General features: G+C 66.0%; 22 protein-coding genes and 1 pseudogene. 13 read left to right on the plus strand and 10 right to left on the minus strand.

All coding sequences use genetic code 11. The features are described from left to right. A pseudogene (locus H292_RS27155) lies at window positions 1-653 on the minus strand (DUF222 domain-containing protein); the annotation flags it as partial. A gap of 68 nt (window positions 654-721) precedes the next feature. Between H292_RS27155 and H292_RS0114320 the strand changes: the two are divergent. Beyond that, window positions 722-1078 (plus strand): DUF1801 domain-containing protein, encoded by a 357-nt coding sequence (locus H292_RS0114320; protein WP_231383847.1) that lies wholly within the window; start codon window positions 722-724, stop codon window positions 1076-1078. Between the two features lie 4 nt (window positions 1079-1082). Here H292_RS0114320 and H292_RS0114325 read toward each other — a convergent pair whose 3' ends face one another. Together H292_RS0114325 and H292_RS0114330 are read right to left on the minus strand one after the other, a co-directional pair. Continuing rightward, window positions 1083-1745 (minus strand): response regulator, encoded by a 663-nt coding sequence (locus H292_RS0114325; protein ID WP_026347531.1) that lies wholly within the window; start codon window positions 1743-1745, stop codon window positions 1083-1085. A gap of 2 nt (window positions 1746-1747) precedes the next feature. Then, entirely contained in the window at window positions 1748-3292 is a 1545-nt protein-coding gene (locus H292_RS0114330; RefSeq protein ID WP_019663667.1) for a sensor histidine kinase, read from the minus strand. A gap of 119 nt (window positions 3293-3411) precedes the next feature. Here H292_RS0114330 and H292_RS0114335 point away from each other — a divergent pair, with 119 nt between their 5' ends. From H292_RS0114335 to H292_RS0114355, 5 genes are all read left to right on the plus strand, one after another. Next, complete coding sequence (locus tag H292_RS0114335; RefSeq protein WP_230594274.1) at window positions 3412-4407, plus strand: Bug family tripartite tricarboxylate transporter substrate binding protein; 996 nt, start codon at window positions 3412-3414, stop codon at window positions 4405-4407. A gap of 55 nt (window positions 4408-4462) precedes the next feature. After that, window positions 4463-5860, plus strand: a complete 1398-nt coding sequence (locus H292_RS0114340; protein ID WP_019663669.1) for a CitMHS family transporter — start codon at window positions 4463-4465, stop codon at window positions 5858-5860. 26 nt (window positions 5861-5886) lie between these two features. After that, window positions 5887-6270: a universal stress protein gene (locus tag H292_RS0114345; protein ID WP_019663670.1), complete on the plus strand. Its 384-nt coding sequence runs from the start codon at window positions 5887-5889 to the stop codon at window positions 6268-6270. A gap of 188 nt (window positions 6271-6458) precedes the next feature. Continuing rightward, a complete protein-coding gene (locus H292_RS0114350) occupies window positions 6459-7091 on the plus strand; it encodes an ANTAR domain-containing protein (RefSeq protein WP_019663671.1) in 633 nt (210 codons plus the stop codon). Between the two features lie 61 nt (window positions 7092-7152). Further along, the gene (locus tag H292_RS0114355; protein WP_027498820.1) at window positions 7153-8739 is read left to right on the plus strand and encodes a phytoene desaturase family protein; all 1587 of its coding nucleotides are present in this window, start codon (window positions 7153-7155) and stop codon (window positions 8737-8739) included. A gap of 33 nt (window positions 8740-8772) precedes the next feature. Here the strand turns inward: H292_RS0114355 and H292_RS0114360 are convergent, their stop codons facing one another. Continuing rightward, the gene (locus tag H292_RS0114360) at window positions 8773-9174 is read right to left on the minus strand and encodes an anti-sigma factor antagonist (RefSeq protein WP_231383848.1); all 402 of its coding nucleotides are present in this window, start codon (window positions 9172-9174) and stop codon (window positions 8773-8775) included. 244 nt (window positions 9175-9418) lie between these two features. On the opposite strand from H292_RS0114360, the gene H292_RS0114365 reads away from it, so the two are divergent. Beyond that, entirely contained in the window at window positions 9419-10600 is a 1182-nt protein-coding gene (locus H292_RS0114365; protein WP_027498821.1) for a zinc-dependent alcohol dehydrogenase, read from the plus strand. Here the strand turns inward: H292_RS0114365 and H292_RS0114370 are convergent. Next, complete coding sequence (locus H292_RS0114370; protein ID WP_020111857.1) at window positions 10597-11115, minus strand: MarR family winged helix-turn-helix transcriptional regulator; 519 nt, start codon at window positions 11113-11115, stop codon at window positions 10597-10599. The two genes, H292_RS0114365 and H292_RS0114370, sit on opposite strands and share 4 nt — an antisense overlap. 169 nt (window positions 11116-11284) lie before the next feature. On the opposite strand from H292_RS0114370, the gene H292_RS0114375 reads away from it, so the two are divergent. Continuing rightward, complete coding sequence (locus H292_RS0114375; RefSeq protein ID WP_020111858.1) at window positions 11285-13279, plus strand: MMPL family transporter; 1995 nt, start codon at window positions 11285-11287, stop codon at window positions 13277-13279. Between the two features lie 5 nt (window positions 13280-13284). Further along, a complete protein-coding gene (locus tag H292_RS0114380) occupies window positions 13285-13896 on the plus strand; it encodes a lipocalin family protein (protein WP_027498823.1) in 612 nt (203 codons plus the stop codon). Window positions 13897-14001: 105 nt separating this feature from the next. Here the strand turns inward: H292_RS0114380 and H292_RS0114385 are convergent, their stop codons facing one another. Beyond that, window positions 14002-14511, minus strand: coding sequence for a MarR family winged helix-turn-helix transcriptional regulator (locus H292_RS0114385; protein WP_019663678.1), 510 nt, complete (start codon window positions 14509-14511; stop codon window positions 14002-14004). Between the two features lie 74 nt (window positions 14512-14585). On the opposite strand from H292_RS0114385, the gene H292_RS0114390 reads away from it, so the two are divergent. After that, on the plus strand, window positions 14586-15956 hold the full coding sequence (locus tag H292_RS0114390; RefSeq protein ID WP_020111860.1) for an FUSC family protein: 1371 nt from the start codon (window positions 14586-14588) through the stop codon (window positions 15954-15956). A gap of 31 nt (window positions 15957-15987) precedes the next feature. Here H292_RS0114390 and H292_RS0114395 read toward each other — a convergent pair whose 3' ends face one another. Continuing rightward, complete coding sequence (locus H292_RS0114395; protein WP_026347536.1) at window positions 15988-16833, minus strand: SDR family oxidoreductase; 846 nt, start codon at window positions 16831-16833, stop codon at window positions 15988-15990. Window positions 16834-16943: 110 nt separating this feature from the next. On the opposite strand from H292_RS0114395, the gene H292_RS0114400 reads away from it, so the two are divergent. The 3 genes from H292_RS0114400 to H292_RS0114410 all read left to right on the plus strand — a co-directional run bounded on the left by H292_RS0114400 (window position 16944) and on the right by H292_RS0114410 (window position 20392). After that, the gene (locus H292_RS0114400) at window positions 16944-17318 is read left to right on the plus strand and encodes a winged helix-turn-helix transcriptional regulator (RefSeq protein WP_019663681.1); all 375 of its coding nucleotides are present in this window, start codon (window positions 16944-16946) and stop codon (window positions 17316-17318) included. 45 nt (window positions 17319-17363) lie between these two features. Continuing rightward, entirely contained in the window at window positions 17364-19382 is a 2019-nt protein-coding gene (locus H292_RS0114405; protein WP_231383849.1) for a neutral/alkaline non-lysosomal ceramidase N-terminal domain-containing protein, read from the plus strand. Between the two features lie 74 nt (window positions 19383-19456). Further along, window positions 19457-20392, plus strand: coding sequence for an ABC transporter substrate-binding protein (locus tag H292_RS0114410; RefSeq protein WP_020111863.1), 936 nt, complete (start codon window positions 19457-19459; stop codon window positions 20390-20392). Between the two features lie 18 nt (window positions 20393-20410). Here the strand turns inward: H292_RS0114410 and H292_RS0114415 are convergent, their stop codons facing one another. The 3 genes from H292_RS0114415 to H292_RS0114425 are packed head-to-tail and all read right to left on the minus strand — an operon-like array spanning window position 20411 to window position 23593. After that, window positions 20411-20971: a TetR/AcrR family transcriptional regulator gene (locus H292_RS0114415; protein ID WP_027498825.1), complete on the minus strand. Its 561-nt coding sequence runs from the start codon at window positions 20969-20971 to the stop codon at window positions 20411-20413. Next, window positions 20961-22430, minus strand: a complete 1470-nt coding sequence (locus tag H292_RS0114420) for an MFS transporter (RefSeq protein ID WP_230595911.1) — start codon at window positions 22428-22430, stop codon at window positions 20961-20963. Before H292_RS0114420 ends, H292_RS0114415 begins: the two co-directional genes overlap by 11 nt. 53 nt (window positions 22431-22483) lie before the next feature. After that, entirely contained in the window at window positions 22484-23593 is a 1110-nt protein-coding gene (locus H292_RS0114425; RefSeq protein ID WP_020111866.1) for an AbrB family transcriptional regulator, read from the minus strand. Window positions 23594-23660 lie beyond the last annotated feature (67 nt).

Genomic DNA, 23660 nt, shown 5'->3' on the forward strand with positions numbered 1-23660 from the left:
TCCTCTCGGCAGACCGTTGCGGCGATCTCGGTCACCAATGCGTCGACTTCGGCGCCTTCGAGGTCGGTGACGATCGCTTCGAGTACCGATGCCCCACCGGAGTCGCGGCGCAGCCGCATCCCCCGGCTACTGCGCACCGTGCGCTCCTGTGCGGCTGCGGCTTCGTCTCGGTCGTGGGCGAGCCACAGTCGCCACAGCCACAGTCGCAGTGATCGCGGGGTCAACCGTTCCGCCGCAGCGACGGCCTCGTGTTCGAGGGCTGCGATGGTGGCATCGGATGCTTTGCCCAGCACGGCGGTCAACACCTGGATCCGCGGCCAGTCGATTCCGCCGAAGACGAACCGCAGCGCCGTGAGCGGCATCCGCGACAGCTCCTGCCCGACGGTCAGCAACGGCCGCGTGGCGCTCTGCGACAGGCCCAGCGTCACCGCCACCTCGGTGACCACCTGCGCCAGAACAGTCAACGGATCCCCACCGGTGCCGTCGGCGTCGGCGAGGCGGATGTCGGCGATCTCGCACACCGCCTCCACCGTCCTGGCGCGGGCGATGTTCTCCCGCACCCGGCACACCGCGGCATAACCCGCCAACCCGGCCACACACGCAGTACCCGACCCCGCAGTACTCGACCCCGCCGAAACCCCCGTATCGAACATACTTTCGAATATACCGAGAGGGTCCGACACGGACGAAAAAACTACCGAAGTGGGGAATGATGACGTGCATGCCGGCCAAGAAATCGACACAGGACCCCACCGCTGCAGTACTGGAGAAGATTGCCTCGTACCCCGCGCCGTACGACTCCGTGGGGCGCAGGCTGCACGAGGTGATTCTGGCTGCGGCACCGGAGCTGCAACCTCGATTGTTCTACGGAATGCCGGGATACGCGAAGGGAAAGGGCCCGATTCTGTGCCACTTCATCGCAGAGAAGTACATTGCATTCGGGTTGTCGGAGAAGGCGAACGTGTCCGCGCCGGGCGATGCAGACGACCTGTTGATGCCGTCGGGATGGTTTCTGACGGAGCTCGACGACGCGACGGAGAAGAAGATCGCAGCCATTGTCCGACGGGCAGTCGAGTGATGGACTACTTACGCAGATAGAGCCTTTCGGGCCGCCCGACGTTCCCGTAGTCCAGGGATACCTCGACGCGTCCGATGCCCGCGAGGTACTCGAGGTATCGCCGGGCGCTGGATCGGGAAATCCCCGACCGCTCGGACATCTCGGTGGCCGACACCGGCCGTTCGACGTCACGAAGTCTGAGCTCGACCAGATCCAGCGTGACGCGGCTCAGACCCTTGGGAAGGTCCTGGCCGGAACCGGTTATGCCGAACGCTTTGTCGACGGCGGCCTGTTCCGCCTCCGCCGAGGACCCGAGGGTTTGCCGCGTGGTTCGGTACTGCTCCAGCCGCGCCTGCAGCACGGAGAACTTGAACGGCTTGATCAGGTAATGCACGACGCCGCTCCGGAGCGCTTTCTGCACGGACGCGACTTCTCGTTCGCTGGTGATGACGAGAATGTCGAGGTCCGGCACCAACTCTCGGAACGTCCCGATGAGGTCCAGACCGCTGGCACCGGGCAGGTGCACGTCGAGCAGCACGAGGTCCGGTCGGAGAGCGGACACTGCGTCGATCGCGGACTCGGACGTGTGCGCGACGCCGCAGACCTCGAAGCCGTCGACCTTACCGACGAACCCCGAATGCACCTTGGCGACCATGAAGTCGTCGTCGACGACGAGAACCCGAATCACACTCACTCCTTCATCATCGCGCGGAACACCGTCCACTCGCCGTCCGTTCCGACCGTCACGTCGCCGCCCCGACGCCTGCACGCGAGCCGGACCAGGGCGAGACCGAAGCCGTGACCGGTCGATGCCGCCCCTTTGGTGCTCCAGCCCTGTTCGAAGATATTCGTGGTGTCCGACGCGTCGACGCCCGGTCCGTCGTCGAATACCTCGGCGACGATGTCACCGTCGTTCTCGTGCAACGCGATCCGTACCCGTCCACTCGATGCCGCCACGGCATTGTCGACGAGATTGCCGAGGACAGTGCAGAGATCTCGGGACAACGCTCCCCCGTGCGATCGAAGAGCGGACCCCTCGACGATGTCGACGGTCACCGAACGATGCGCGGCAGCACCGATTTTCGCGATCAGGAGCGCAGCGACACTGACGTCGGCGACGGAATCGGTGACCACCGACGTCGCATCCTCGCGGCGCGCGGTGAGGCCGTCCACGTAGCGCACCACCTCGTCGTATTCGTGCAGTTGAACCAGTCCGGAAATGGTGTGCAGCTGATTGTCGAATTCGTGGATGTGTTCACGCAGCGCCGTCGAACTGGTCTTGGTGACTCCGAGTTCCTCCTCGACGTCGGTCAGTTCGGTGCGGTCACGGAAGGTCGTGACCGTTCCCACCGCTTTGCCGTCGGCGACGACGGGGACTGTGTTCAGGACCAGGACTCGATCGCCGACCAGCACGATCTCGTCGGAGGTCTCCACGGTTCCGAGAAGGACGTCGCGAAGCCGACCGGTGACCCCGAGCTCGTCGACGGTTGCGCCCTTGCTTCCGTATTCGATGTGCAGCAACTCGTGCGCACTTTCGCTCATCAGCACGACGCGGCCGTTCGGGTCGAGGGCGATGACGCCTTCCTTGAGCCCCCGCAGCATCGCCTCACGCTGCCCGACGAGGTCGAGGATCTCGCTGGCCTCCATGCCGAGGGTCTGACGCTTGACTCTCCGCGCGAGCAGTACCGAACCCAGCCCGCCCAGCACCGACGCGACCGCCAGGTAGACGATCAGATTGGGTGCCGATTGCAGGAACCGGTCCACGGCCGAGGGATATCGGTCGCCGACGACGGCCGTTCCCACGAGTGTTCCCGAGTCGTCGAGCACCGGCACCCGCGCTTCGACCGCTTTGCCTGCCGCCGTGTCGGTGAGCCCGACCCTCGATCCGTCCGCACCGGTCTGCACGGTCGTCCCGACTTGTTCGGGAACGGTGGACAACACCACCACACCGTCGACGCCCGAGAGTGCCGCGTAGTCGAGGCCGGAGACCGCGCGTACGGATTCCACTGCGCTCTGCAGACCGGTTCGGATGCGAGGCTGGGCCGACGGCAACAGCTGACGGACGACGGGGTTCGCCGCGAGAGTTTCCGCCGCCGACTGTGCGCGGCGGCCTGCGTCCCGTTGGAACGCGGCGGACGACTGGGCGAGCGACAACCCGCCGATGGCGACCAGAACGACCACGACGATCAGCAGCTGCAACCTCAGCAACTGGGCCGCCAGCGTGGTTCTGCGCACCAAAAGACCCTACTGCGCGGCCAGGAGCCTGGAGCGCAGTTCGGCGCGACCACAATGGACACAAAAGAAACTGTGATCGCAAGGGTGACCGCAGTCACAAAGTGTTGTTCACTTCCATGGTGCCTACTACGAGAGTTCGATCAGCAACCAGCGCCGTGTGCGTCGCGGTTGCCGTTCTCGTGGGCGCATGCAGTTCCGAGCCTGCGGTCTTCGCCGGCGCAGACGGCACTCCTCGGGTTCAACTGGTCGTGCCGTCCGACGCCGGCGGCGGATACGACCTGACCGCCCGGAACCTCACCCAAGCTCTGGGCAGCGGAACACCCGGCAGCACCGACCCCGATTACGACGTCGTGGTGCTGCCCGGATCGGGTGGGATCGTCGGCCTGGGTCGGTTGGCTCTCGAGCGCGGTAACCCCGATCTCGCGATGGTCATGGGCCTCGGTCTGATCGGCGCGCTGGAGACGACGGAGTCCGACAATTCGTTGTCCGAGGCCACGCCCGTCGCCAAGCTGCTGGAGGAACCGGAAGTAGTTCTGGTTCCGGCGAACTCGCCGCTTCGAACGATGAACGATCTGGTCGACGCGTGGCGCGCCGATCCGTCGGCGCTCAGTTTTGCCGGTGGTTCCGCCGAGGGTGGGCCCGACGGTCTGTTCCGGATCCTTCTTGCTCGGGCCATCGGCGTCGACCCGTCGGCGTCGCAGTATCGACAGTACGAAGGTGGCGGACAACTGCTTCCGGCTCTGCTGACCGGTGACGTCGACGTCGCGACGACCGGCGTCAGCGAGTATCTCGACCAGATTTCCGCCGGAACCGTGCGGGCACTTGCCATCAGCACCGACGAACGGGTGCCGGTGGTGGACGCGCCGACCGCACGTGAGGCCGGCGTCGACGTCGTCTTCGCCAACTGGCGAGGCCTGCTCGCGCCGCCGGGCATCACGCCGGACCAGGCGACGACGTGGACCGACCGCATCCGCGATCTCGACACGTCCGGCCGATGGCAGGACATCCTCACTCGAAACGGCTGGCGCAGTTCGATACTGACCGGCTCCGACTTCGCCGAGTTCCTGGGCGAACAAGCTCGATTCGTCCACGAGACGCTGACCGTCACCCCTTGACGTTCGGATTCACCCGACACCACGTTTCACCCTGCTCGCACAAAGGAGTACACCCATGCTCGTGATACTGGGCTTCCTCATGGTTGCCGTCTTCATGTATCTGATCCTGACCAAGCGCGCGACCCCGGTCGTGGCGCTGACGTTGGTGCCGGTTGCGTTCGGCCTCATGGCCGGTGCGGGACTCGGGATCGGCGACATGATCACCGACGGCATCAAGTCGCTCGCCCCGACGGCTGCCCTGCTGTTCTTCGCGATCATCTTCTTCGGGATCATGATCGACGTCGGCCTGTTCGATCCACTGGTGAAGGGCATTCTGAAGCTCGTCAGGAACGACCCGATGAAGCTCGTCGTCGGTACTGCCGTTCTGGCGATGGTCGTGTCCCTCGACGGTGACGGGTCGACGACATTCATCATCGTCACCTCCGCGATGCTGCCTCTGTACCTGAAACTCGGTGTGAGCCCGGTGATCCTGACCGTCGTTGCCGGTCTGGCCAACGGAACAATGAACATCATCCCGTGGGGCGGCCCCACGGTCCGGGCAGCGTCTGCGCTCGGCATCTCGCCGTCCGAGGTCTTCGTGCCGATGGTGCCCTCGCTGATCGCCGGATTGGTCATCGTGCTGCTGTTCTCGGTGCACCTCGGACTGATGGAGCGCAAGCGAATCGGCAAGTTGGTCTACGAATCCGAGCTCGTTCACGCAGGCGGCTCGACCGGCACCGGCTCCACTGGCACCGGCGGCTCCAAGAACACCGGCGGCTCGGCCGGAACGGGCAGTGATCACGACGGCGGAGCCGGTCAGTTCATCGACGGCCTCGATCCCAATCGCGATACTCTGCGTCCGAAGTTGTTGTGGTTCAACGCCGCCCTGACCGTGGCATTGCTGGTTGTCCTGGTCATGGACATCCTCCCCATCCCGGTGCTCTTCATGATCGCAGCGTCGATCGCGCTCGCCGTGAATTTCCCGAAGGTCAAGGAGCAGGGCGAGGCCATCGCGCGGCACTCGTCGTCGATCGTGTCCGTCGTCGCCATGGTTCTCGCTGCAGCGATCCTCACCGGCGTGTTCCAAGGAACGGGCATGGTCGAGGCCATGGCCGAGTGGCTGCTCAACGTCATTCCGGCGGGTATGGGTCCATACCTCGCCGTCATCACCGGCGTTCTGTCCCTTCCGTTCACGTTCTTCATGACCAACGACGCGTTCTACTTCGGCATTCTGCCGGTTCTCAGTGAAACCGCTGCGCAGTACGGAATCGAGCCCGTCGAGATGGCGCGTGCGTCGATCACCGGTCAGGCATTCCACCTGCAGAGCCCCCTCGTCCCCGCCATCCTGCTACTCGTGACCCTCGCCGGTGTGTCGCTCGCCGACCATCACCGCAAGGTTCTGTGGCGCGCAGCGGTCATCTCCCTGACCATGCTCGTCGTCGGTGTTGCCCTCGGCCAGATCCCGTTCGGCTGATCCCCACGTACCGAAAGGTCAAGCACATGTCCGTCGTAGTAGTTCACAATCAGTCCGACGAGGGAAGAAGCGCACTCGCCGCAGGTGTCCGCGAGTCGCAGTCCAGAGGAACCGAACTCGTTGTGATCCACGCACTGTCGGGTTCACCGGATCCACGCGCCCAAGCGCAGGAGGTTGCCGCGGTCGAAACCGCGGTGCACGCCCTGGCACCGGGTGCACGGGTCGAGGTAGGGGTTCCCGATCCCGATTCGACGTCCACGTTGCTCGCGCTGGTCGACAAGGTCGACGCGGAGCTCGTGGTCATCGGGTCACGTCACCGCAGCGCCGTCGGGAAGTTCCTGATGGGGCAGACGGTCCAGCGGTTGCTGCTGGAGATACCGGTGGAGATCCTGTTGGTCAAATCCCGATAACACGCTCAGCACCGAAGGGGCGGATCCGACACGCGGGTCCGCCCTTTCGCGTGCGATCCGACGGCGCTCCGGTGACCTGGTGCGTGAAGTCGGACAGGTGTTGTCGTAATATTTCCAGTCTCATTCGGTGAAGTCATCGCCGGCAATCCAAGAGCACGGCAAGTGCACTCGAAGAGTGTGGTGATGACATGAAAGAGACGCCGCGAGTCTGCGACCCGCGCGACGGTGAGCTGCGCGCGGACGAGGACGGAGCCCTCGAGCCGGGGCTCGAATCGTTCCGCAACCTTCTGTTGTCGCACGCTCAGGTCGAGACGCTGCTGCACAGTGTGTGCACCCAGGTCGTCGACACCGTGCTGGGTGCCGACATGGCGGGTGTCACGCTCGTGGACGAGTCGACGGGAACTCCGAAGACGGTTGCGTACACGGACCCTCGTGTTCTCGAGTTCGATGCGCCGGGCTGCCTCTCGGCGCCGATTTCTGTCGACACGACGCAGATCGGTGCGCTCGAGGTCTACAGCTTCACCGACCACACGTTCACCGAGACGGACGAGATCCTGATCAAGGTGTTCGTCACCGCGGTCGAGAGCGCCATCTGGAACTCGCGACGTGCGAGCGAGGCGCAGCGCGAACTCACGGGACTTCGTGAGGCGATGCGGACACGAGCGACGATCGAGCAGGCCAAGGGGATCGTGATGGCGATCCGGGGCATCGCTGCGGACGACGCCTTCGAGGTACTGTCGCTGCAATCGCAGAACGAGAACGTCAAGCTGCACACCCTGGCTCACCGGATCGTCGAATCGGTCGGCCGCGACCAGTCCTGATTGACTCTCGCCCGTGCGGGGCATGCACCCGGCAGCACACTCGCGAAAGGTCGCCTCCCGCATGAGCACCACCACTGCCGACGCCGTTGTCATCGGCGCAGGCCACAACGGCCTCGTCGCCGCTGCCGCTCTTGCCGACGCGGGATGGGACGTGGTGATCGTCGAGGCGGCGCCTGCTCCCGGCGGCGCGGTACGCAGCGCCGAACTAATTCCCGGGTTCACCAGTGACCTGTTCAGCGCGTTCTATCCCCTCGGCGCGTCGTCTCCGGCGATGACGGCGCTGGGGTTGGAGGACCACGGATTGAGGTGGTCACGGTCCCCGGCGGCATACGGCCACGCGCGGTCGTCCGCCGACGAGGATGCGCCGACGGTTCTGCGGGACGTCGCCGATACCGCGGCCGCGTTGAGCGAACACGACCGGCGTGACGGCGATGCCTGGCTCGCTCTGTTCGAGCAGTGGCAGAAAATCAAGAAACCGCTGCTCGACGCCTTCTTCACGCCGTTTCCGCCCGTCAAGGCCGGTGTGTCGCTGTCCCGAAAGCTCGGTGCCGCGGAGACGCTGCGGTTCGCGCGGTTCATGGCGCTGCCTGCACGTGCGATGGCGCACGAGACGTTCCGCAGCTCCGCGGCCCGATGTCTGCTGCTGGGGAACGCGATGCACGGCGACGCACCCCTGGATGCGTCGGTCAGCGGCGCGATGGGTTATCTGCTGACGATGATGGCTCAGGACGTCGGCTACCCCGTTCCGGTCGGCGGAGCCGGCGAGCTGACAGCCGCCCTGGTTCGTCGGGCCGGGTCCGCCGAGCTCCGGTGCGGCACCCCTGTGGTGTCGGTGATCACGTCGAACGGGCGGGCCACCGGGGTTCGCACCGCGTCGGGCGACGTCGTGCTGGCCCGCAAGGCGATCGTCGCCGACGTCTCGGCACCGATGCTCTACCAGGACCTGCTTCCACACGACGCCATTCCACAACGCATGCACGACGACCTGGCGAAGTTCGAGTGGGACACCCCGGTGGTGAAGGTCAACTACGCGCTCGACCGGCCGATACCGTGGCGATCGAAGAGCCTGTCCGACGCGGGGACCGTCCACTTGGGTGCGGACGAGGACGGGCTGCTGCGGTGGACCACGGATCTGTCGATCAACGTGTTGCCGAAGCGCCCGTTCATGCTGTTCGGCCAGATGACCACCGCGGATCCTTCGCGGTCACCGGCGGGGACCGAGAGCGCATGGGCGTACACGCACCTGCCCCGAGGAGTCACCGACGACGCGTCGGCCGACACCATCGCCGCTCGGGTGCGGACGGTTCTGGAGGAGCACGCACCCGGTTTCACCGGATCCATCGTCGGCGAAGTCGTTCAACGCCCCTCCGATCTGGCGGCCGAGAACACCAACCTGTTCGGCGGTGCGGTCAACGGCGGGACCGCGCAACTGCAACAGCAACTGATCTTTCGGCCGACGCCGGGTCTGGGGCGGGCGGAGACGCCCGTCGAAGGGCTGTTCCTGGGAAGTTCGTCCGCTCATCCCGGTGGCGGGGTGCACGGCGCAGCCGGGATGAACGCGGCCCGCGCTGCGCTTGGACAGACGGGCCTGCTCGGCCCTCTACGCAAAAAAGTGACCAGCTCCCTGTTGGAGCTGGTCACCAGATGAAGTGCGTGCCTACATAAATCTGTCAGCGGGCGGTCAGTGGACCGCGTTCTCGACCGAGTCGAACCTCTGGGCCGTAGGAACGACTGCTGCTGCCTGCAGCAACCTGTGGACCGCGTACCCCTCGACCAGGCACCAGTTCAGGCGTGCCTCGTCCAGTGCTGTGAAGATCGTCAATCCGGCGATCGCGAAGAAGTCCACATCCGACAGATCGAGAATCATCCGGACGTCGGGGGTGACCCGACTGAGAACGAAATCCGTCAGAATCGGTGCACTACGCATATCGATGTCGCCGTGAACCTTGACGACGAGAGAGTTGGATCCCGCCGCGGATGCGCTGAAAATGGCACCAGTTGCAGCAACCGAAACCGAGGATTCGGTGGCAGCGTGCGGCTGGGTGGTTCCTTCGTCGTTCAAGCCGTGTGGAGTAACAGTCATAGCCATCCCATCGTTGATCGATCGGGAGGAAACTGAGCGAGCTGATGCGGGTGACCGGAAACCGGCCACACATCCGAACAAGCCGCCGGGCTATCCCGTGGAGTCTCCTCCGACAACGGCTGTTATCTCAACCACGTCCAACCCTACGGCACCGGGAGCCTCCCGTACACCCGCGTTTCGGCTCGTCCTACCCAGGGCACCCGAGACATGAGCTCGACCGTCTCCTACCCAGCGAGGACCGACCATGAAAGCTGTTACATACCAAGGCAAGCGCAAGGTAAGCGTCGACACCGTGCCCGATCCGAGGATCGAGGAGCCCACCGACGCGATCATCAAGGTGACCACCACGAACATCTGCGGATCGGACCTGCACCTGTACGAAGTGCTCGGTGCGTTCATGTCCGAGGGCGACATCCTGGGGCACGAACCCATGGGGATCGTCGAGGAGGTGGGACCGGATGTCGGCAATCTGAAGGTCGGCGACCGGGTGGTCGTACCGTTTCAGATCTCGTGCGGTCACTGTTACATGTGCAATTCCAGCCTCTTCACCCAGTGCGAGACCACGCAGGTCCGCGACCAGGGAATGGGCGCGGCATTGTTCGGATACTCGAGCCTGTACGGCCAGGTTCCCGGCGGTCAGGCGCAGTATCTTCGGATCCCGCAAGCGCAGAACACGCACATCAAGGTGCCCGTCGGGCCGGACGACTCACGGTTCGTCTACCTCTCCGACGTGCTCCCCACAGCGTGGCAGGCGGTGGAGTACGCCGACATTCCCGACGGTGGCTCGGTCACGGTGCTCGGACTCGGCCCCATCGGCGACATGGCGGCCCGCATCGCGCATCACCGTGGGCATCGAGTCATCGGCGTCGACCGAGTTCCGGAGCGGCTTCAGCGTGCTGCGGATCGCGGAATCGAGGTGCTGAACTTCGACGATCTGGGCGGCGATCTCGCCGACGCCATCCGTGACCTGACCGACGGGCGTGGCACCGACTCCGTCGTCGACGCGGTCGGCATGGAAGCGCACGGGTCTCCCGTGGCCAAACTCGCCCAGAGTGTGACGTCTCTGCTCCCCGACGCGATCGCCGGACCGATGATGCAGAAGGCAGGCGTGGACCGTCTCGGCGCGTTCTACAGCGCGATCGACATCGTCCGACGTGGCGGCACCATCTCGCTGAGCGGCGTGTACGGAGGAATGGCGGACCCGCTGCCGATGCTCACGTTGTTCGACAAGCAGATTCGGCTGCACATGGGCCAGGCCAACGTGCTGCGCTGGGTCGACGACATCCTGCCGCTCCTGACCGACGACGATCCCCTGGGCGTCGACGATTTCGCCACCCACACACTGCCCCTCGACCAGGCGCCGCACGCCTACGAGATCTTCCAGAAGAAGCAGGACGGAGCCGTGAAGGTGCTGCTGAAGCCCTAGTTCTGCCCGGTGTGTAGTTCGTCGTGGTGGTCGCGCATGGCGTCGATCAGCACGGCGAACACCCGGTGCGCGGCAGCCAGATCTCCGTCGGGAAGGTCGGCCAGGGCTGCCGACGTCTTGACCCCCAGTGGTCCGAAGAATCCGCGCGCGACTTCCATGCCGTGCTCGTCGTACCGGAGGATCACCTTGCGGCGGTCGTGTGCATCCTTCTCCCGCCGGATGTGTCCCGACGAGATCATGCGTTCGACGAGGTACGTCATGGCGGCGGACGAGAGTCCGAGGCGGCCCCCGAGCTCGCCCGCGGTGAGCGGCTGCCCCTCGACGTCGGCGACCATGATGAGCAGGAGGGCACGAAAGTCGTTGGGCCGCAGCTCGTGTTGCGCCCCGAATGCCCGCCCGATCTCCTCGGACACCGACGACAGGGCACGGACGTCCGACGAGATCATCGACTCCAGTTCCGCGCGTCGTTCGGATGCACGTCGCTCGGATGCACTGCGGTCGGGCACGGAGTTCACTTTCTTCGGTTTCGTTCCATCGGGTCCTGGGCAACACTATCGCGCTGAAGACGCGCGAGTTCTCTCAGTTGCTTAATTGTTAAGTTAGTGAGATTGTTGCCCGGTGGACTTCTGGACTCGATTTGCCCGAATTGTCAGCTCACGACGCTCGTGGGCCCTGTCGCTTGCCGTGATCGTTCTCTCCGTCGCCTTCATGGGCCTCGTGGGCGAGAACGACTCAGCCGGGCAAGCCCCTTCCTCGGTGCCACCCGAAGCGGATTCCGCGCAGGTCACCGAACTACTCGACCAATTCCCGGGGTCGGAGACCGCGCCGGTCATCCTCGTGGTGAGCCGCATCGACGACGGTGTCCTGACCCCGGCCGACACCGATGCCGCCGCTCAGGCCCTCGCACGCCTGTCGGACACCGCGTCACCGCTGGTACCTGCGCCGGACAGCAAAGCCACCCTCGGCATCGTGCAGGTGGACAGCTCCCTGTCCGGCTTCGACCTGAACGACACCGTCACCTCGCTCCGCGACAAGGCGGTCGACGGCCTCCCCTCGGACCTCGAGGCGCAGCTCACCGGCGGGCCCGCATTCGGCGCGGACATCGCGAACTCCTTCTCCGGCGCGAACTTCACCCTGTTGGCCGTCACCGCACTCGTCGTCGCGATCCTGCTCATCGTGACCTACCGCTCCCCCATCCTGTGGCTCGTTCCACTGCTGGTCATCGGGCTCGGGGACCGCGTCGCCACGTCGGTGGGCACCGCACTGGCGGAACTGACCGGCTTGTCGTTCGACGGGTCGACGTCCGGCATCACCAGCGTGCTCGTCTTCGGCGCGGGTACCAACTATGCGCTCCTTCTCATCTCGCGCTATCGAGAGGAGCTGCGCACCCGCGACGACCACCGCGACGCACTGCGTCATGCCGTTCGCCACGCCGGGCCCGCCATTCTCGCCAGCAACGCCACCGTCGTCCTCGCGCTTCTGACGTTGTTGCTCGCAATCCTGCCCAGTACCCGCAGCCTCGGTGCCCTCGCCGCCGCGGGCCTCGTGGTCGCAGCCGTGTTCGTCCTCGTCGTTCTACCGCCACTGCTCGCACTGTGCGGACCGAAATTGTTCTGGCCGTTCATCCCCAAGGGCGAGGACAAGGACACCGCGACGACGGGTGCCTGGCACTCGGTCGCTGCCGCGGTCTCACGCCACCCGACGCGCACAGCATCCATCACACTCGTCGCGCTGATCGCTTGTGCTGCAGCACTGTTCGGCACTGGAATCGGCCTGTCCCAGACCGAGCAGTTCCGCGTCACCGCCGAATCCGTCGAGGGTTTCGACACTCTCTCGGAACACTTCCCGGCCGGACTGGCCGATCCGACGACCGTCGTCGCACCCACCGACTCCGCCGAGCGCATCGAAACCGCGCTGGACGGAGCCACCTCCGTCGACTCGTTCACGCGCGGAGCGGATTCCGGGACCGGCCTGACTCAGTGGTCCGTCGTCACCGACGCCGCCCCTGCCTCGGACGACGCGTTCGCCGCCGTCGAGGAACTGCGTGCCGCGTTCGCGGACATCCCCGACGCCCTGGTGGGCGGCAGCGACGCACAGGCCCTCGACACATCCGACGCCGCCGCACGCGACCGCCTGGTCGTCGTCCCGGCGATCCTGATCGTCGTACTCGTCGTGCTGATCGCACTGCTGCGCTCGTTGATCGCGCCGTTGATACTCGTCGGCACGACGGTGCTCAGCGCCCTGGCCGCGCTCGGCGTCGGAAGCTGGTTCAGCAGCAGCGTGTTCGGATTCCCGGCGCTCGACGACAACGTTCCGCTGTACGCGTTCCTGTTCCTCGTCGCGCTCGGTGTGGACTACACGATCTTCCTCGTCACCCGCACGCGCGAGGAAGTTCCCGGTCACGGCACGCGCTCGGCCATCGTTCGAGCCGTCGGCGCGACAGGTGGAGTCATCACCAGCGCCGGCATCGTGTTGGCCGCCGTGTTCTGCGTCCTCGGCGTACTACCGCTGATCACGCTGACGCAGTTGGGCATAATCGTCGGGTTCGGCATTCTCCTCGACACGTTCGTCGTGCGCACGCTGGTCATACCGGCACTGTTCACCCTTGTCGGCCCGGGGATATGGTGGCCGAACCGAATCGATTCCAGCAGAACCGAACTGGTGGGAACAAAGGAGTGAGATTCATGAAGGTACGTGTTTCGATCGCGGCGGCAGCCTTCGTCGCAGGACTCGCCCTCGTCGGCAGTCCGGCCCAGGCCGCACCCGACACAGGATCGGCGGGATGGCAGCCACTGACCCCGATTCCGTCGCTGGACGTCGAGCGCTATCTCGGAACCTGGAACCAGGTCGCCGCGGTTCCGCAGCCGTTCAACCTCGAGTGCGCGCGCGACACCCAGGCCAACTACCAGTTGATCGATCCGGCCAACATCCGCGTCGAGAACACCTGCACCACGTGGACGGGTGAGCAGAACCGCATCGTCGGTAATGCACGGGTGAACGACACGGTGACCAATGCACAACTGCACGTGAGCTTCCCGGGCGTGCCCACGCAGGAGAACCCGGAAGGACCGACCAACTACATCGTCGCCTACATCGCGGACGACTACTCGTGGGCGCTCGTCGGCGACCCGCTGCGTACGTCGGGCTTCATCCTCTCGCGTTCTCCCGAGGTCAGTACCGAGAAGTTCCGTGAGATCCGGGCAGTGGTCGAGTCCAAGGGATACAACTCGACGTTCATCCTGACCTCGCCCACCGCGGGCGGCGCGACGGACATCCGCCCCCTCTCCACGGTCTGACCCCCTCGGTCCGACCCCCTCGGTCCGACCCCTAGGTGAGTGGAAATGTAGGCCATGGGCCAGGAGCAGAGCCTGCGGAGCGACCAGAAGACGCTACATTTCCACTCACACAGGTTTGTCGGCATTCAGAGCGACCTTGCGCAGTAGCGCTGCGAGAGTGCGCAGTTCGTCCTCGTCGAGCCCGTCGAGGAGTTCCTCGTCTCGCTGCAGCCGGACGGGAAACACCCGGTCCACCAGATCGGTTCCCCGGTCGGTCAATTCGAGAAGAACCACTCGGGCATCTCGCTCGAATCGTCGGCGTTCGACCAGGCCCTCCTTGACCAATCGCTCGGAGATCTTAGTCGTCGACGCCCCGCTGAGAAGCGTGACCGATGTGACCTCGCTGGCGCGGAGCGGCCGTCCAGCCCGTCGCAACGCGCTCATCACGTCGAATTCGGCGCGCGAGACCCCGACGGGAGCAAGTGTGGCGTCGAGCAGGTGGCTGGCCCGCGAGGCGATCCGACCCACCCGAGCGAGCACCTCGATCGCGGAGGTGTCGACGTCGGGGAAAGTGGCCGTCCACTCTCGCCTGACCTCGTCGACGAAGTCCCCACCTGATCGCTGCGCCGGAATCATGACTTCACCCTACGGCGAGGATCACACCGACACGCGGTTTATTTTACTAGTGAAATATCTGTAGGCTCGACTCCGTGCTTCTCGACCGAATCGACCACACTCGTTCCGCCCTCGCCCATGCCGTGGCGGTCAGCACCTGGCGCCAGGCACTGACCGTCGGGAAGGCCGACGCGACCGTCGCGCCCGCCGTGCGCGTCGGGCTCGCCGTGGCGATCGTCCTGCTGGGAGGCGGCATCCTCGGACGCCACGACCTCGCGGGATTCGCTGCGCTCGGAGCGCTGTGCTCGGCCTTCGGCCGGTACGAGCCGTATCCACGCCGGGCCGGAAAGATCGCGCTCGTCGGGGCGCTCATCGTCGTGTACGCCACGCTGGGCGCCGCACTCGGGGCAGCAACGACATCGGCGATCATCCAGGTGCTGGCCATCTCCGTCGCGGCCGGTGTGGCGGCATTGCTGCTCACGGCCTTCGCGATCACCGGTCCCGGTGCGGTCGTTCTCATCTTCGCCGCGACCGCCGCCGTCGGCTTCTCGCACGCGGTCGGTGACCTCGGGACTGTCTTCGTGTCCGTCGCCATCGGCGCTGTCGTCGGGTGGACGCTGTCGATGGCCCCGGCGATCCTGCATCCGACGGGGCCCTCGCAGCTCGCCGTCGCCCGAGCCCTCGCCGCACTCGACCGTCGGGATGCGCCCGGCGCGCGAGCCGCGATCGCCCGCGCCCGGACCGTCGTCGCGCTCGATCCCGGAGACCGTGAGCATCGGCGCGGTCTGACCACACTTCTCGACGATGCCGACGCGGTGCTCGACGCGTGGAGCCGCGGTGAGGATCCGTCGCACGCCGCCGAGGTTCTGGCCCACGAGCGGCACCTGCGCAGAATGCGCCGCTACCGCGTTCCGACGGCAGGCGAGTTCTCGGCCGAATCACCGACGCACCCGACACCACGGAATTTCTTCGCCGAGGGCGTGACCCAGGCGGCGTCGACACCGATCGTGCGGAGCGCCGCGCGCATCACCGTCGCCGCCGCGCTGGCTGCCCTGTGCGCGACTGCGCTCGGGTTCGAGCACCCACTGTGGGCCACCATGGGTGCGATGGCCGCCATGCACGGTATCGATTACCACACCACGGTTCAGCGCGGGATCCAGCGGTTGCTGGGGAACGTCGGCGGTGCCGTGATCGCCGCGGTGCTCATCGCGTCGTCACTCGGGTACTGGGAGACCGTGGTGGTGATCGTCGTGATGCAGGTCGCGGCCGAACTTCTGGTGATGAAGAACTACGCGCTGACCTCGCTGGCGATCACTCCGATGGCGTTGCTCATGACCGGTCTGGCCGGGCACCTGAGCCCCTCGGTGTCCGTGAGCCGGATCGGGGACACGCTCGTCGGGGTGGTCATCGGGATCTGCGTTGCAGCCCTGACGGTGGAACGGGCGGACCGCCACCACCTGGTCTGACGGTCCGCCCGGCTTCCCTTCCGTCCTACCGTCAGCCGAGAACGGACGCGACGGGAGTCGACGCACGGCCGATCAGCTTCTGGAGGTCGCCCGAGTCCGTGTCGAGCTCGCCGCGCGCGATTCCCGCGTCGGCACTCGACAGCATCTCGGCGACGAAGCCGGGCAGGCCCGCTCCTTCGAGGACGCCCTTGTACTCGTCCTCCGACACGTTCTTGTACTCGACCGGCTTGCCGGACACCTGCGTGAACACGGCGGCGAGCTCGGCGTAGGTGAGCCGCTCGTCTCCGCCCAGTTCGTAGACCTTGCCGCCCTGATCCGCGGCGAGGAGCACCTCCACCGCAGCGGCTGCGAAGTCCGCGCGCGACGCGGCCGCGAGCTTGCCCTCGCCCGCTGCGCCCAGCAGTACACCGCTGTCGGCTGCCTGCTGCAGTGCGCCGAGGTAGTTCTCCCAGTACCAGCCGTTGCGCAGCACGACGGTGGGGATCGAGGACTCGGCCAGGCGGTTCTCGGTCGCGAGGTGTTCGGGTGCGAGGCTCAGTCCGGACGTGTCCGCCTTCAGCAACGAGGTGTACGCGATGAGCGACACGCCTGCAGCCTCGGCTGCGCCGATGACGTTCTCGTGCTGCGCGATGCGCCGGCCGACGTCCGACCCCGAAACCAGCAGAAGCTTGTCGACGCCCGCGAGCGCTGCCTTCAGCGCGTCGGTGTCGGCGTAATCGGCGACGCGCACCTGGACTCCCCGGTCTGCGAGCGACTGCGCCTTGGCTGCATCGCGGACGACGGCGACGATGTCGCCCGCGGCCGTGCCACGTTCGATCAGGCCGTCGACGACGAGTGCGCCGAGGTGTCCGGTTGCGCCGGTAACTGCTGTGGTCATGATTTGCTCCTCCGGTTGTCGGTGTTCGTCGACCACTATGCGCTTACTTTTTCGACAGTGCAACCTTTTGGTGCAGCGCTAATCCATCTGCATGCGCTACCCTGGACTACATGAGCGAACAGGACCCGACCCTCGAGGCCGATGTCTTCGCGCGGGGCTGCCACTCACGTGAAGCACTGCAGAACGTCACCAGCCGCTGGGGCATCCTCGCGCTCGCCGCTCTGTCCGAAGGCGACTACAGGTTCAACGCCCTTCGGCGACGGGTCGACGGAGTCAGCGAGCGCATGCTGTCCCAGACGCTGCAGACCCTCGAACGCGACGGATTCGTCCTGCGTACTGTCCTGGAATCGATCCCGCCGAAGGTCGAATACAGCCTCACCCCACTCGGCCGGTCCGTCGCGGATCGACTGGTCGGCCTGATCGAGTTGGTCGAATCCAATCTCCCCGCCGTTCTCGACGCTCGCGCGCAGCACGACGCTCGCTGAGCGATTTGCGCGCCTGAAAGAAGCAGCGGCTATAGCGTGTCACCGGTGACCTCGCATCCGTCAAGAAGAACATTCCTTGCTGCAGCCGGCGTGGCAACTCTGGCGACTGCAACGCGCGAATCGACATCCGCATGGGCGTCGCCCGCCGGACTGCATGTCGGTCGCGGAATCGGCGACATGACGGGTGAGCCCTTCGGCGCAGGTATGAACGGCTATGCGGTACTGGAACAATCGAGCGCAGGCCTTCATCTACGGCAGCGCGCGCGGGCATTCGTCTTCGTCGATCCGGCGTCGGACACTCGCCTGGTGCACGTGACGTGCGAGGTCGGGTTGATGTTCGAGAGCATCCTCGAAGCGGTGCTCACTCGGCTCGACGCTCGGTACGGGCACCTCTACCATCGCGGGAACGTCCTGCTGTCGGCCACGCACACCCACGCTGCCCCCGGCGGTACCGACGGACACCTCCTCGTGGACATCACGACCCTCGGCTTCCGGCCGATCACGTTCGAGGCCAACGTCTCCGGCATCGTCGACGCGATCACGCGGGCACACGAGGACATTCAGCCCTCGGATGTCGTCGTCACCGCATCCTCCCTGACCGATGCCGGAGTGAACCGTTCGCCGCAGGCGTTCGACAGGAACCCCGACGCCGCCGAACTGCCGGGGCGGATCGATCCACGCTCGGTGACGCTGCAGGTGTCCAGACGCGGTGAGCTCGCGGGCGTCGTCAATTGGTTTGCCACACACGGTACGTCGATGAAGGCGACCAATCTGCTGGTGAGCACCGACAACAAAGGTTACGCGGCGTGGCACTGGGAGCGTGAGGTCGCGGGCGTCGACTACCGCGATCCGTCGTTCGTCGCGGCGTTCTGCCAGAGCACACCGGGCGATGTGACACCGAACCTCGACAAGCAGCCCGGGTCCGGTCCGACGGCCGACGAGTTCGAGAACACCCGCATCATCGGCGAACGCCAATTCGATTCGGCGAGTGCGCAGATCGGCGCACCGGGCACCGCACTGCAGTCCGGCATCGAGATGCGCGGAACGTACGTCGACTTCGCGTCCGTCACGGTACGACCGGAGTTCACCGGCGACGGCCGCACCCACACCACCAGCCCCGCGGCCCTCGGTGCCGCCTTCGCCGCGTCCAGCCAGGAGGACGGTGGCGGCCTGCCGGAGCTCGGACTGCAGGAGGGCGAGCGCGGCGGCAATCCTGCTCTGGCAGCGATCGGTTCGGTTGTCGTGCCTCAGTGGTTGCGCGACGCACACGCACCCAAGGACGTGATACTCCCCGTCGGGTTGATCCCTGGTGTCGTACAGCAGGTCCTGCCGTTTCATCTGGCACGACTGGGCGCATTCCACCTCTTCTCCTGCCCGTTCGAGCCGACGGTGATGGCCGGGTCGCGCCTGCGGACCGCGCTGGCGGACACCTTGGGAGTCGACCGCGAACTCGTCGTCGTCCAGGGCTACACCAACGGCTACGGCCACTACGTCACCACTCCGGAAGAGTACGACCAGCAGGACTACGAGGGCGGCGCCACCGCATTCGGGCGCTGGCAACTGCCCGCCACCGTGCAGATCGCGACCGAACTCGCCGTCGCTCTCCGCGACGGAACACCCGTACCGAGCGGAGAACCCCAGCGGGACCTCACCGGATCGATTCCCAACTCCCCCGGCGGACTGTCCTTCGTCGACGTGGCCGCACCCGGAACCACGTTCGGCGACGTCCTGACTCAACCGGCCGCGGCATACGGCGTCGGGCAGCGGGTGTCGGTTCGTTTTTCCGGTGCCAACCCGAACTCCGATCTACGCCGCGACGACACCTATCTCGCGATCGAACGAGACCGAGCGGGTACGTGGACTCGCGAATACGACGACGGCGATTGGTACACGAAGATCTTCTTCGACGCCGCCGGGCCGATCACCACGACGACCGTCGAGTGGGACATACCGGCAGATCAGCCTGCGGGCTCGTATCGGGTGGTGCTCTACGGAAGCTCGCGTGATCTCGCTGGGCGTCCGACACCGTTCACCGGGGTCTCGTCACCGTTCGCGGTCGGTTGAAGCTAGAAGTGAGACGTGTCACGTCCGCCCCGCCGAGTTGTGTCCGAGTGGAGTCACTCTCTAGTTTCTAAGCCATGCCTAATGTTGTCTACAAAAGTGCGTTCGCGGCATCCCTCGTGTGCGTCGCAGTCCTGACCGGGTGCAGTTCCCCGCAGGAAGACGAGACCTCGTCCGCCGACACTCGAACCGTGACCCACCTGTACGGCACCACGGACATTCCGGTGGATCCGCAGCGTGTCGTGGTGCTCGACGCCGGGAACGTGCTCGAGTCGGTCCTCGCTCTCGGCGTCGAACCCGTCGCGACGGTCGTTCCGAAGACGACCGGCACCTGGCCGGACTTCATCGCCGAGAAGCTTCCCGAGAACGCCGCGTCGGTGGGCGATTCCGAGGCCAACGTGGACGTGGAGAAGGTCATCGGCGCGAACCCCGACCTGATCATCGTCACCAGTGAGGACGAGTCCCAGCGGGAGTTCTACGACAACGTCTCCGGCATCGCCCCGACCGTCGCCGTCGGGGATGTCGCGAACGAGTGGAAGGAAACCCTCCGGCTGCTCGGCGATCACCTCGGCAAACAGGACGAGGCCGCCACGCTGCTGTCGGACTACGAGGCCCGCGTCGACGCGGTGCGGCAGGAACTCGGTCCCGACCCGGGCACGGCCAGCTTCGTCCGCGTGCGTTCGGACAAGTTGAACTACATGGGATACGAGGGCTCGTTCATCTGGACCACACCGAAGGCAGTCGGCTTCCGCTCGCCCGAGTACCAGGACGTCGGCACAGCGGAGGATTCGTTCTTCGAGGTCAGCCTCGAGCAGACGAATCTGCTCGACGCCGACCGTATCTTCGTCGTCACCGACGGTGCTGCGGCCGAGCCCGGCCAGTTCCTCGACACCGTCAAGTCCAACCCGCTGTTCGGCCTCCTTCAGGGACGAATCGAGTACCTGCCGTCCAACGCCTACCTGTTCGGCAGCATCATGAAAGCGAACAAGATGCTCGACGTACTGGAGTCCTGAAGCATCTCTGGACGTGATTCACGGCTCGAGCAGGGATCCGAGTATCCGTGCGGTCAGGGCGACGACGTCGTCCTGATCCGCGGTCGCCAGTTCGTCGAGCGTGCCGGCAGCCCGGCCGAGCGCGATGCCGGAGAGCGCCGCGACCGCCACCTGTGCACGTAGCCGCGGATTACCGGAACCGGCTGCGCGCAGCCGGTTCTCGAGCCCTACCGTCAGTCGTTTGTCCACCCGCTCGGCTGCGGTCGCCTGCACGTCCGGGTCGTCGTGCTTGCCTACGACGGCATGCAGAACCGGTCCGGGTCCGAGGCGAGCGACCCTCCTGATCGTGTCCTCGATGCGCGACGGATCGGCGATGTCGGCGAGGTCCGGGCCTGTGTCGTCGGTGGGGAGGGTCGCGAGGTACAGCGCCGCCTTGTTGCCGAAGTATCGTGCAACGAGCGCCGGGTCGACGCCTGCACGATCGCCGATGTCACGCAGGGTCGTTTTCTGAAATCCCCTCTGCCCGAAGAGCTCGGCCGCGGCAGCCAGCAAATCCGCCCTGGTACGCGCCGAATTCCTGCTTCGCCCCTCAGATCCCATGACGTACCTCGAGATCACCGCGTGGGCTGCCGTTCGCCTTCGGTGTTCGAGACGCTCGCCGACGGGCGTAGGGCAGCACCGTTGCCAACAGTGCCGTGACGAGCCACAGGACGGCTCCGACGACGATGATGGCCTCGTATCCGTCGGCCGTCGGGTACAGGGTGCCCGGCACCGTGTACGCCGCCAGAACCGTTGCACTGACCGCACTTCCGATGGCACCGCCCACCGTGCGCGTGACCTGGTTGACGCCGAGGGCGCTGCCGGTCTCGTGCTGTGGAACGGCACTGACGATGAGTGCAGGCATGGCGGCGAACGTGAAGCCGACACCCAGACCGGCGATGCCCATCACCGCGAACACGATCCACAGTTCCGAGCGACCGACGAGGAAGACGACGAGCGCGGCGACGAATGCCAGTGCACCGATGGGCATGATGAGGTTCTTCGGCAGGACCCTGCTCGCTGCGGGCAGCAGACGGTTGGCGGCGACGCTGGCCAGTGAGAACGGCACCAGGACGAGTCCGGCGACCATGGCCGACCGACCGAGGCCGTACCCGGTGTCGGTGGGGGTCTGCACCAGCCGGATGACCGTCGAGGACAGCACGAACATGCCGATGCCTGCCAGCAGCCCGGTGACGTCGGCGGTGAGTACGGACCGGTTCCGCAGCAGTCGAAGCTGGACGATGGGGTGCGGCGTGCGCAGTTCGTGGCGAGCCCACAGGGCGAGGGTGCCGGCGGCGGCTGCGAACGAACCGACGAGCAGCGGTGAGCCCCAACCCCACTGCCCACCGAGGCTGATCGCGAGGAGCAGGAACGTCAGGCCTGCGCCCAGCACGAGGGCGCCCGTCACGTCGAGCCGGTGCCGCGTCAGGTGCCCGCTGCTCGGTACGACGACGACGGCCGACACGAGAACCAGCGCCGACGCCAGTGCGGCCACGACGAAGCACGCGTGAAATCCCCAGACATGGGCGATGACGCCGGTCAACGGATATCCGAGGCCGATACCGGCGACGGCGGTCACCGACAGTGCCGCGACACACGAGCGGGCCCGCGGCGGGTCCAGGTGGTCGCGGGCGATGGCCATGGCCAGAGGCATCAGGCCGAGCCCGATTCCTTGTAGACCACGCCCGACGATCAGTAGGGCGAAGTTACCGGGGACGGCCGCGAAGATGCATCCCAGCAGGACCACGGCCAGGGCACCGATCAGCACTTCCCGACGCCTGGGCCCGTCGCCGAGCCGTCCGAGTACGGGAACCGTCACGGCGCCGGTGAGCATGGTGATGGTCAACGACCACTGGGCTCCGGTGAAGGACACGCCGTACGTCTCGGCCACCGTCGGGATGAGCGGTGCACCGACACTGCTGACGACAGCCACGATGGTGCAGATCGCGATCAGGACAGGTACGAGCAGTCGGCTGCGCGTACCGACTGGGGCATCGCGTATGTCACCGGTCGATGTCATCGGCTGATGATAAGCGACTTCCTCTTTCATCACCCAATCGACAGAAGTGACGGTCAGCCCACGAGGGCGTCGTCTCGCTGCTTCTTGCGCTCGGACCGCGCCCTGACCGCCAGGTACGCCTTGGCCCCGAACGGCGCGGCGAACAGCATGATGACCAACCGAATCACCTGCACCGCCGCCACGAACGTGACGTTGGCGCCACTGGCAGCGGACACGGCCAGTACCGCCGACAGACCACCCGGCGTCGTCGCGAGGTATCCCTCGAGCAGACTGATCCCGGTCAGGTGGGACAGCAGGAGGCCCAGCAGCGCGCAGACGACGCCGAGGATCACGATGAGCAGGATCGCCCACGGCAACACCCGGCCGACCGCCCGCACACTCTCACCGGTGAAAGCGAGGCCCGCCTGCCAACCGATCAGCACGAACGCGATCGGCAGCAGGACCATCGGCGCGGACACCGAGTCGATCCACCCCGACAACTCCAGCGCGCCCGACGCCACCAGCGGCCCGAGCGTGGCAGGCGCGGGCAACCTGATCAGGCGGGCACCCCCGATTCCGACGACGATGCACCCGAGCACCACCAGAAGGTCCACGTAGAGCGGGCTACCGTCACCCGAACCCAGCGCGCCGCCCGACGAGCCGGCACCGAACACGAGCGTCGCAACCAACGGCATGGTGACGATGATCAGACCGACGCGGACGTACTGCACGACGGCGACGATCCGCTCGTCACCACCGAGTTCTCGGGCGATCGCGACGAGGCCCTGAGCACCCCCGGCGATCATCGACAGTGCGCCGGTCAGCACGTCGACGTCGCGGTGGGCGCCGAGTAGCACTCCGGCGCCGACACTGACGATCAACGTGGCAAGACATACGGCAAGCGCCGGAAGCCAGTTCGCCCCGAGCGCGGACAGCGTCTCCGTGTCGATCATGAATCCGATGCTGACCGCCAGAATGCCCTGCGCTGCCATACCCGCGGGCCTCGGCACTTTACTGGGTCCGTACCCCTTCACCGCGAACACGGCCGCAACGACGAGCGACGCGAACAACGGTGCTGCCGACAGCTTGGCCACGGCCAGAACCGCCCACACCGCCCCGGTGGCGAGTACGAGGCCCACCCACAGCCTCACAGCTCGCTGCAGCGTGTACCCAAGTTTTCGCACACGCTAAGCCTACTCTTATCATTGGGACGAACATAATCGATTCGAAGGCTGTTAAAGGTACGTACAC

The sequence above is a fragment of the Rhodococcus sp. 114MFTsu3.1 genome (assembly GCF_000383555.1).
In the GTDB taxonomy this organism is placed as follows: Bacteria; Actinomycetota; Actinomycetes; order Mycobacteriales; family Mycobacteriaceae; genus Rhodococcoides; species Rhodococcoides fascians_E.

Coding starts and splice junctions, on each gene's coding strand:
- H292_RS0114320 (WP_231383847.1), top strand. CDS start 722: ATGCCGGCCAAGAAATCGACACAGGACCCCACCGCTGCAGTACTGGAG.
- H292_RS0114350 (WP_019663671.1), top strand. CDS start 6,459: ATGAAAGAGACGCCGCGAGTCTGCGACCCGCGCGACGGTGAGCTGCGC.
- H292_RS0114385 (WP_019663678.1), bottom strand. CDS start 14,511: ATGATTCCGGCGCAGCGATCAGGTGGGGACTTCGTCGACGAGGTCAGG.
- H292_RS0114380 (WP_027498823.1), top strand. CDS start 13,285: ATGAAGGTACGTGTTTCGATCGCGGCGGCAGCCTTCGTCGCAGGACTC.
- H292_RS0114340 (WP_019663669.1), top strand. CDS start 4,463: ATGCTCGTGATACTGGGCTTCCTCATGGTTGCCGTCTTCATGTATCTG.
- H292_RS0114415 (WP_027498825.1), bottom strand. CDS start 20,971: ATGGGATCTGAGGGGCGAAGCAGGAATTCGGCGCGTACCAGGGCGGAT.
- H292_RS0114365 (WP_027498821.1), top strand. CDS start 9,419: ATGAAAGCTGTTACATACCAAGGCAAGCGCAAGGTAAGCGTCGACACC.
- H292_RS0114395 (WP_026347536.1), bottom strand. CDS start 16,833: ATGACCACAGCAGTTACCGGCGCAACCGGACACCTCGGCGCACTCGTC.
- H292_RS0114360 (WP_231383848.1), bottom strand. CDS start 9,174: ATGACTGTTACTCCACACGGCTTGAACGACGAAGGAACCACCCAGCCG.
- H292_RS0114420 (WP_230595911.1), bottom strand. CDS start 22,430: ATGACATCGACCGGTGACATACGCGATGCCCCAGTCGGTACGCGCAGC.
- H292_RS0114400 (WP_019663681.1), top strand. CDS start 16,944: ATGAGCGAACAGGACCCGACCCTCGAGGCCGATGTCTTCGCGCGGGGC.
- H292_RS0114410 (WP_020111863.1), top strand. CDS start 19,457: ATGCCTAATGTTGTCTACAAAAGTGCGTTCGCGGCATCCCTCGTGTGC.
- H292_RS0114355 (WP_027498820.1), top strand. CDS start 7,153: ATGAGCACCACCACTGCCGACGCCGTTGTCATCGGCGCAGGCCACAAC.
- H292_RS0114345 (WP_019663670.1), top strand. CDS start 5,887: ATGTCCGTCGTAGTAGTTCACAATCAGTCCGACGAGGGAAGAAGCGCA.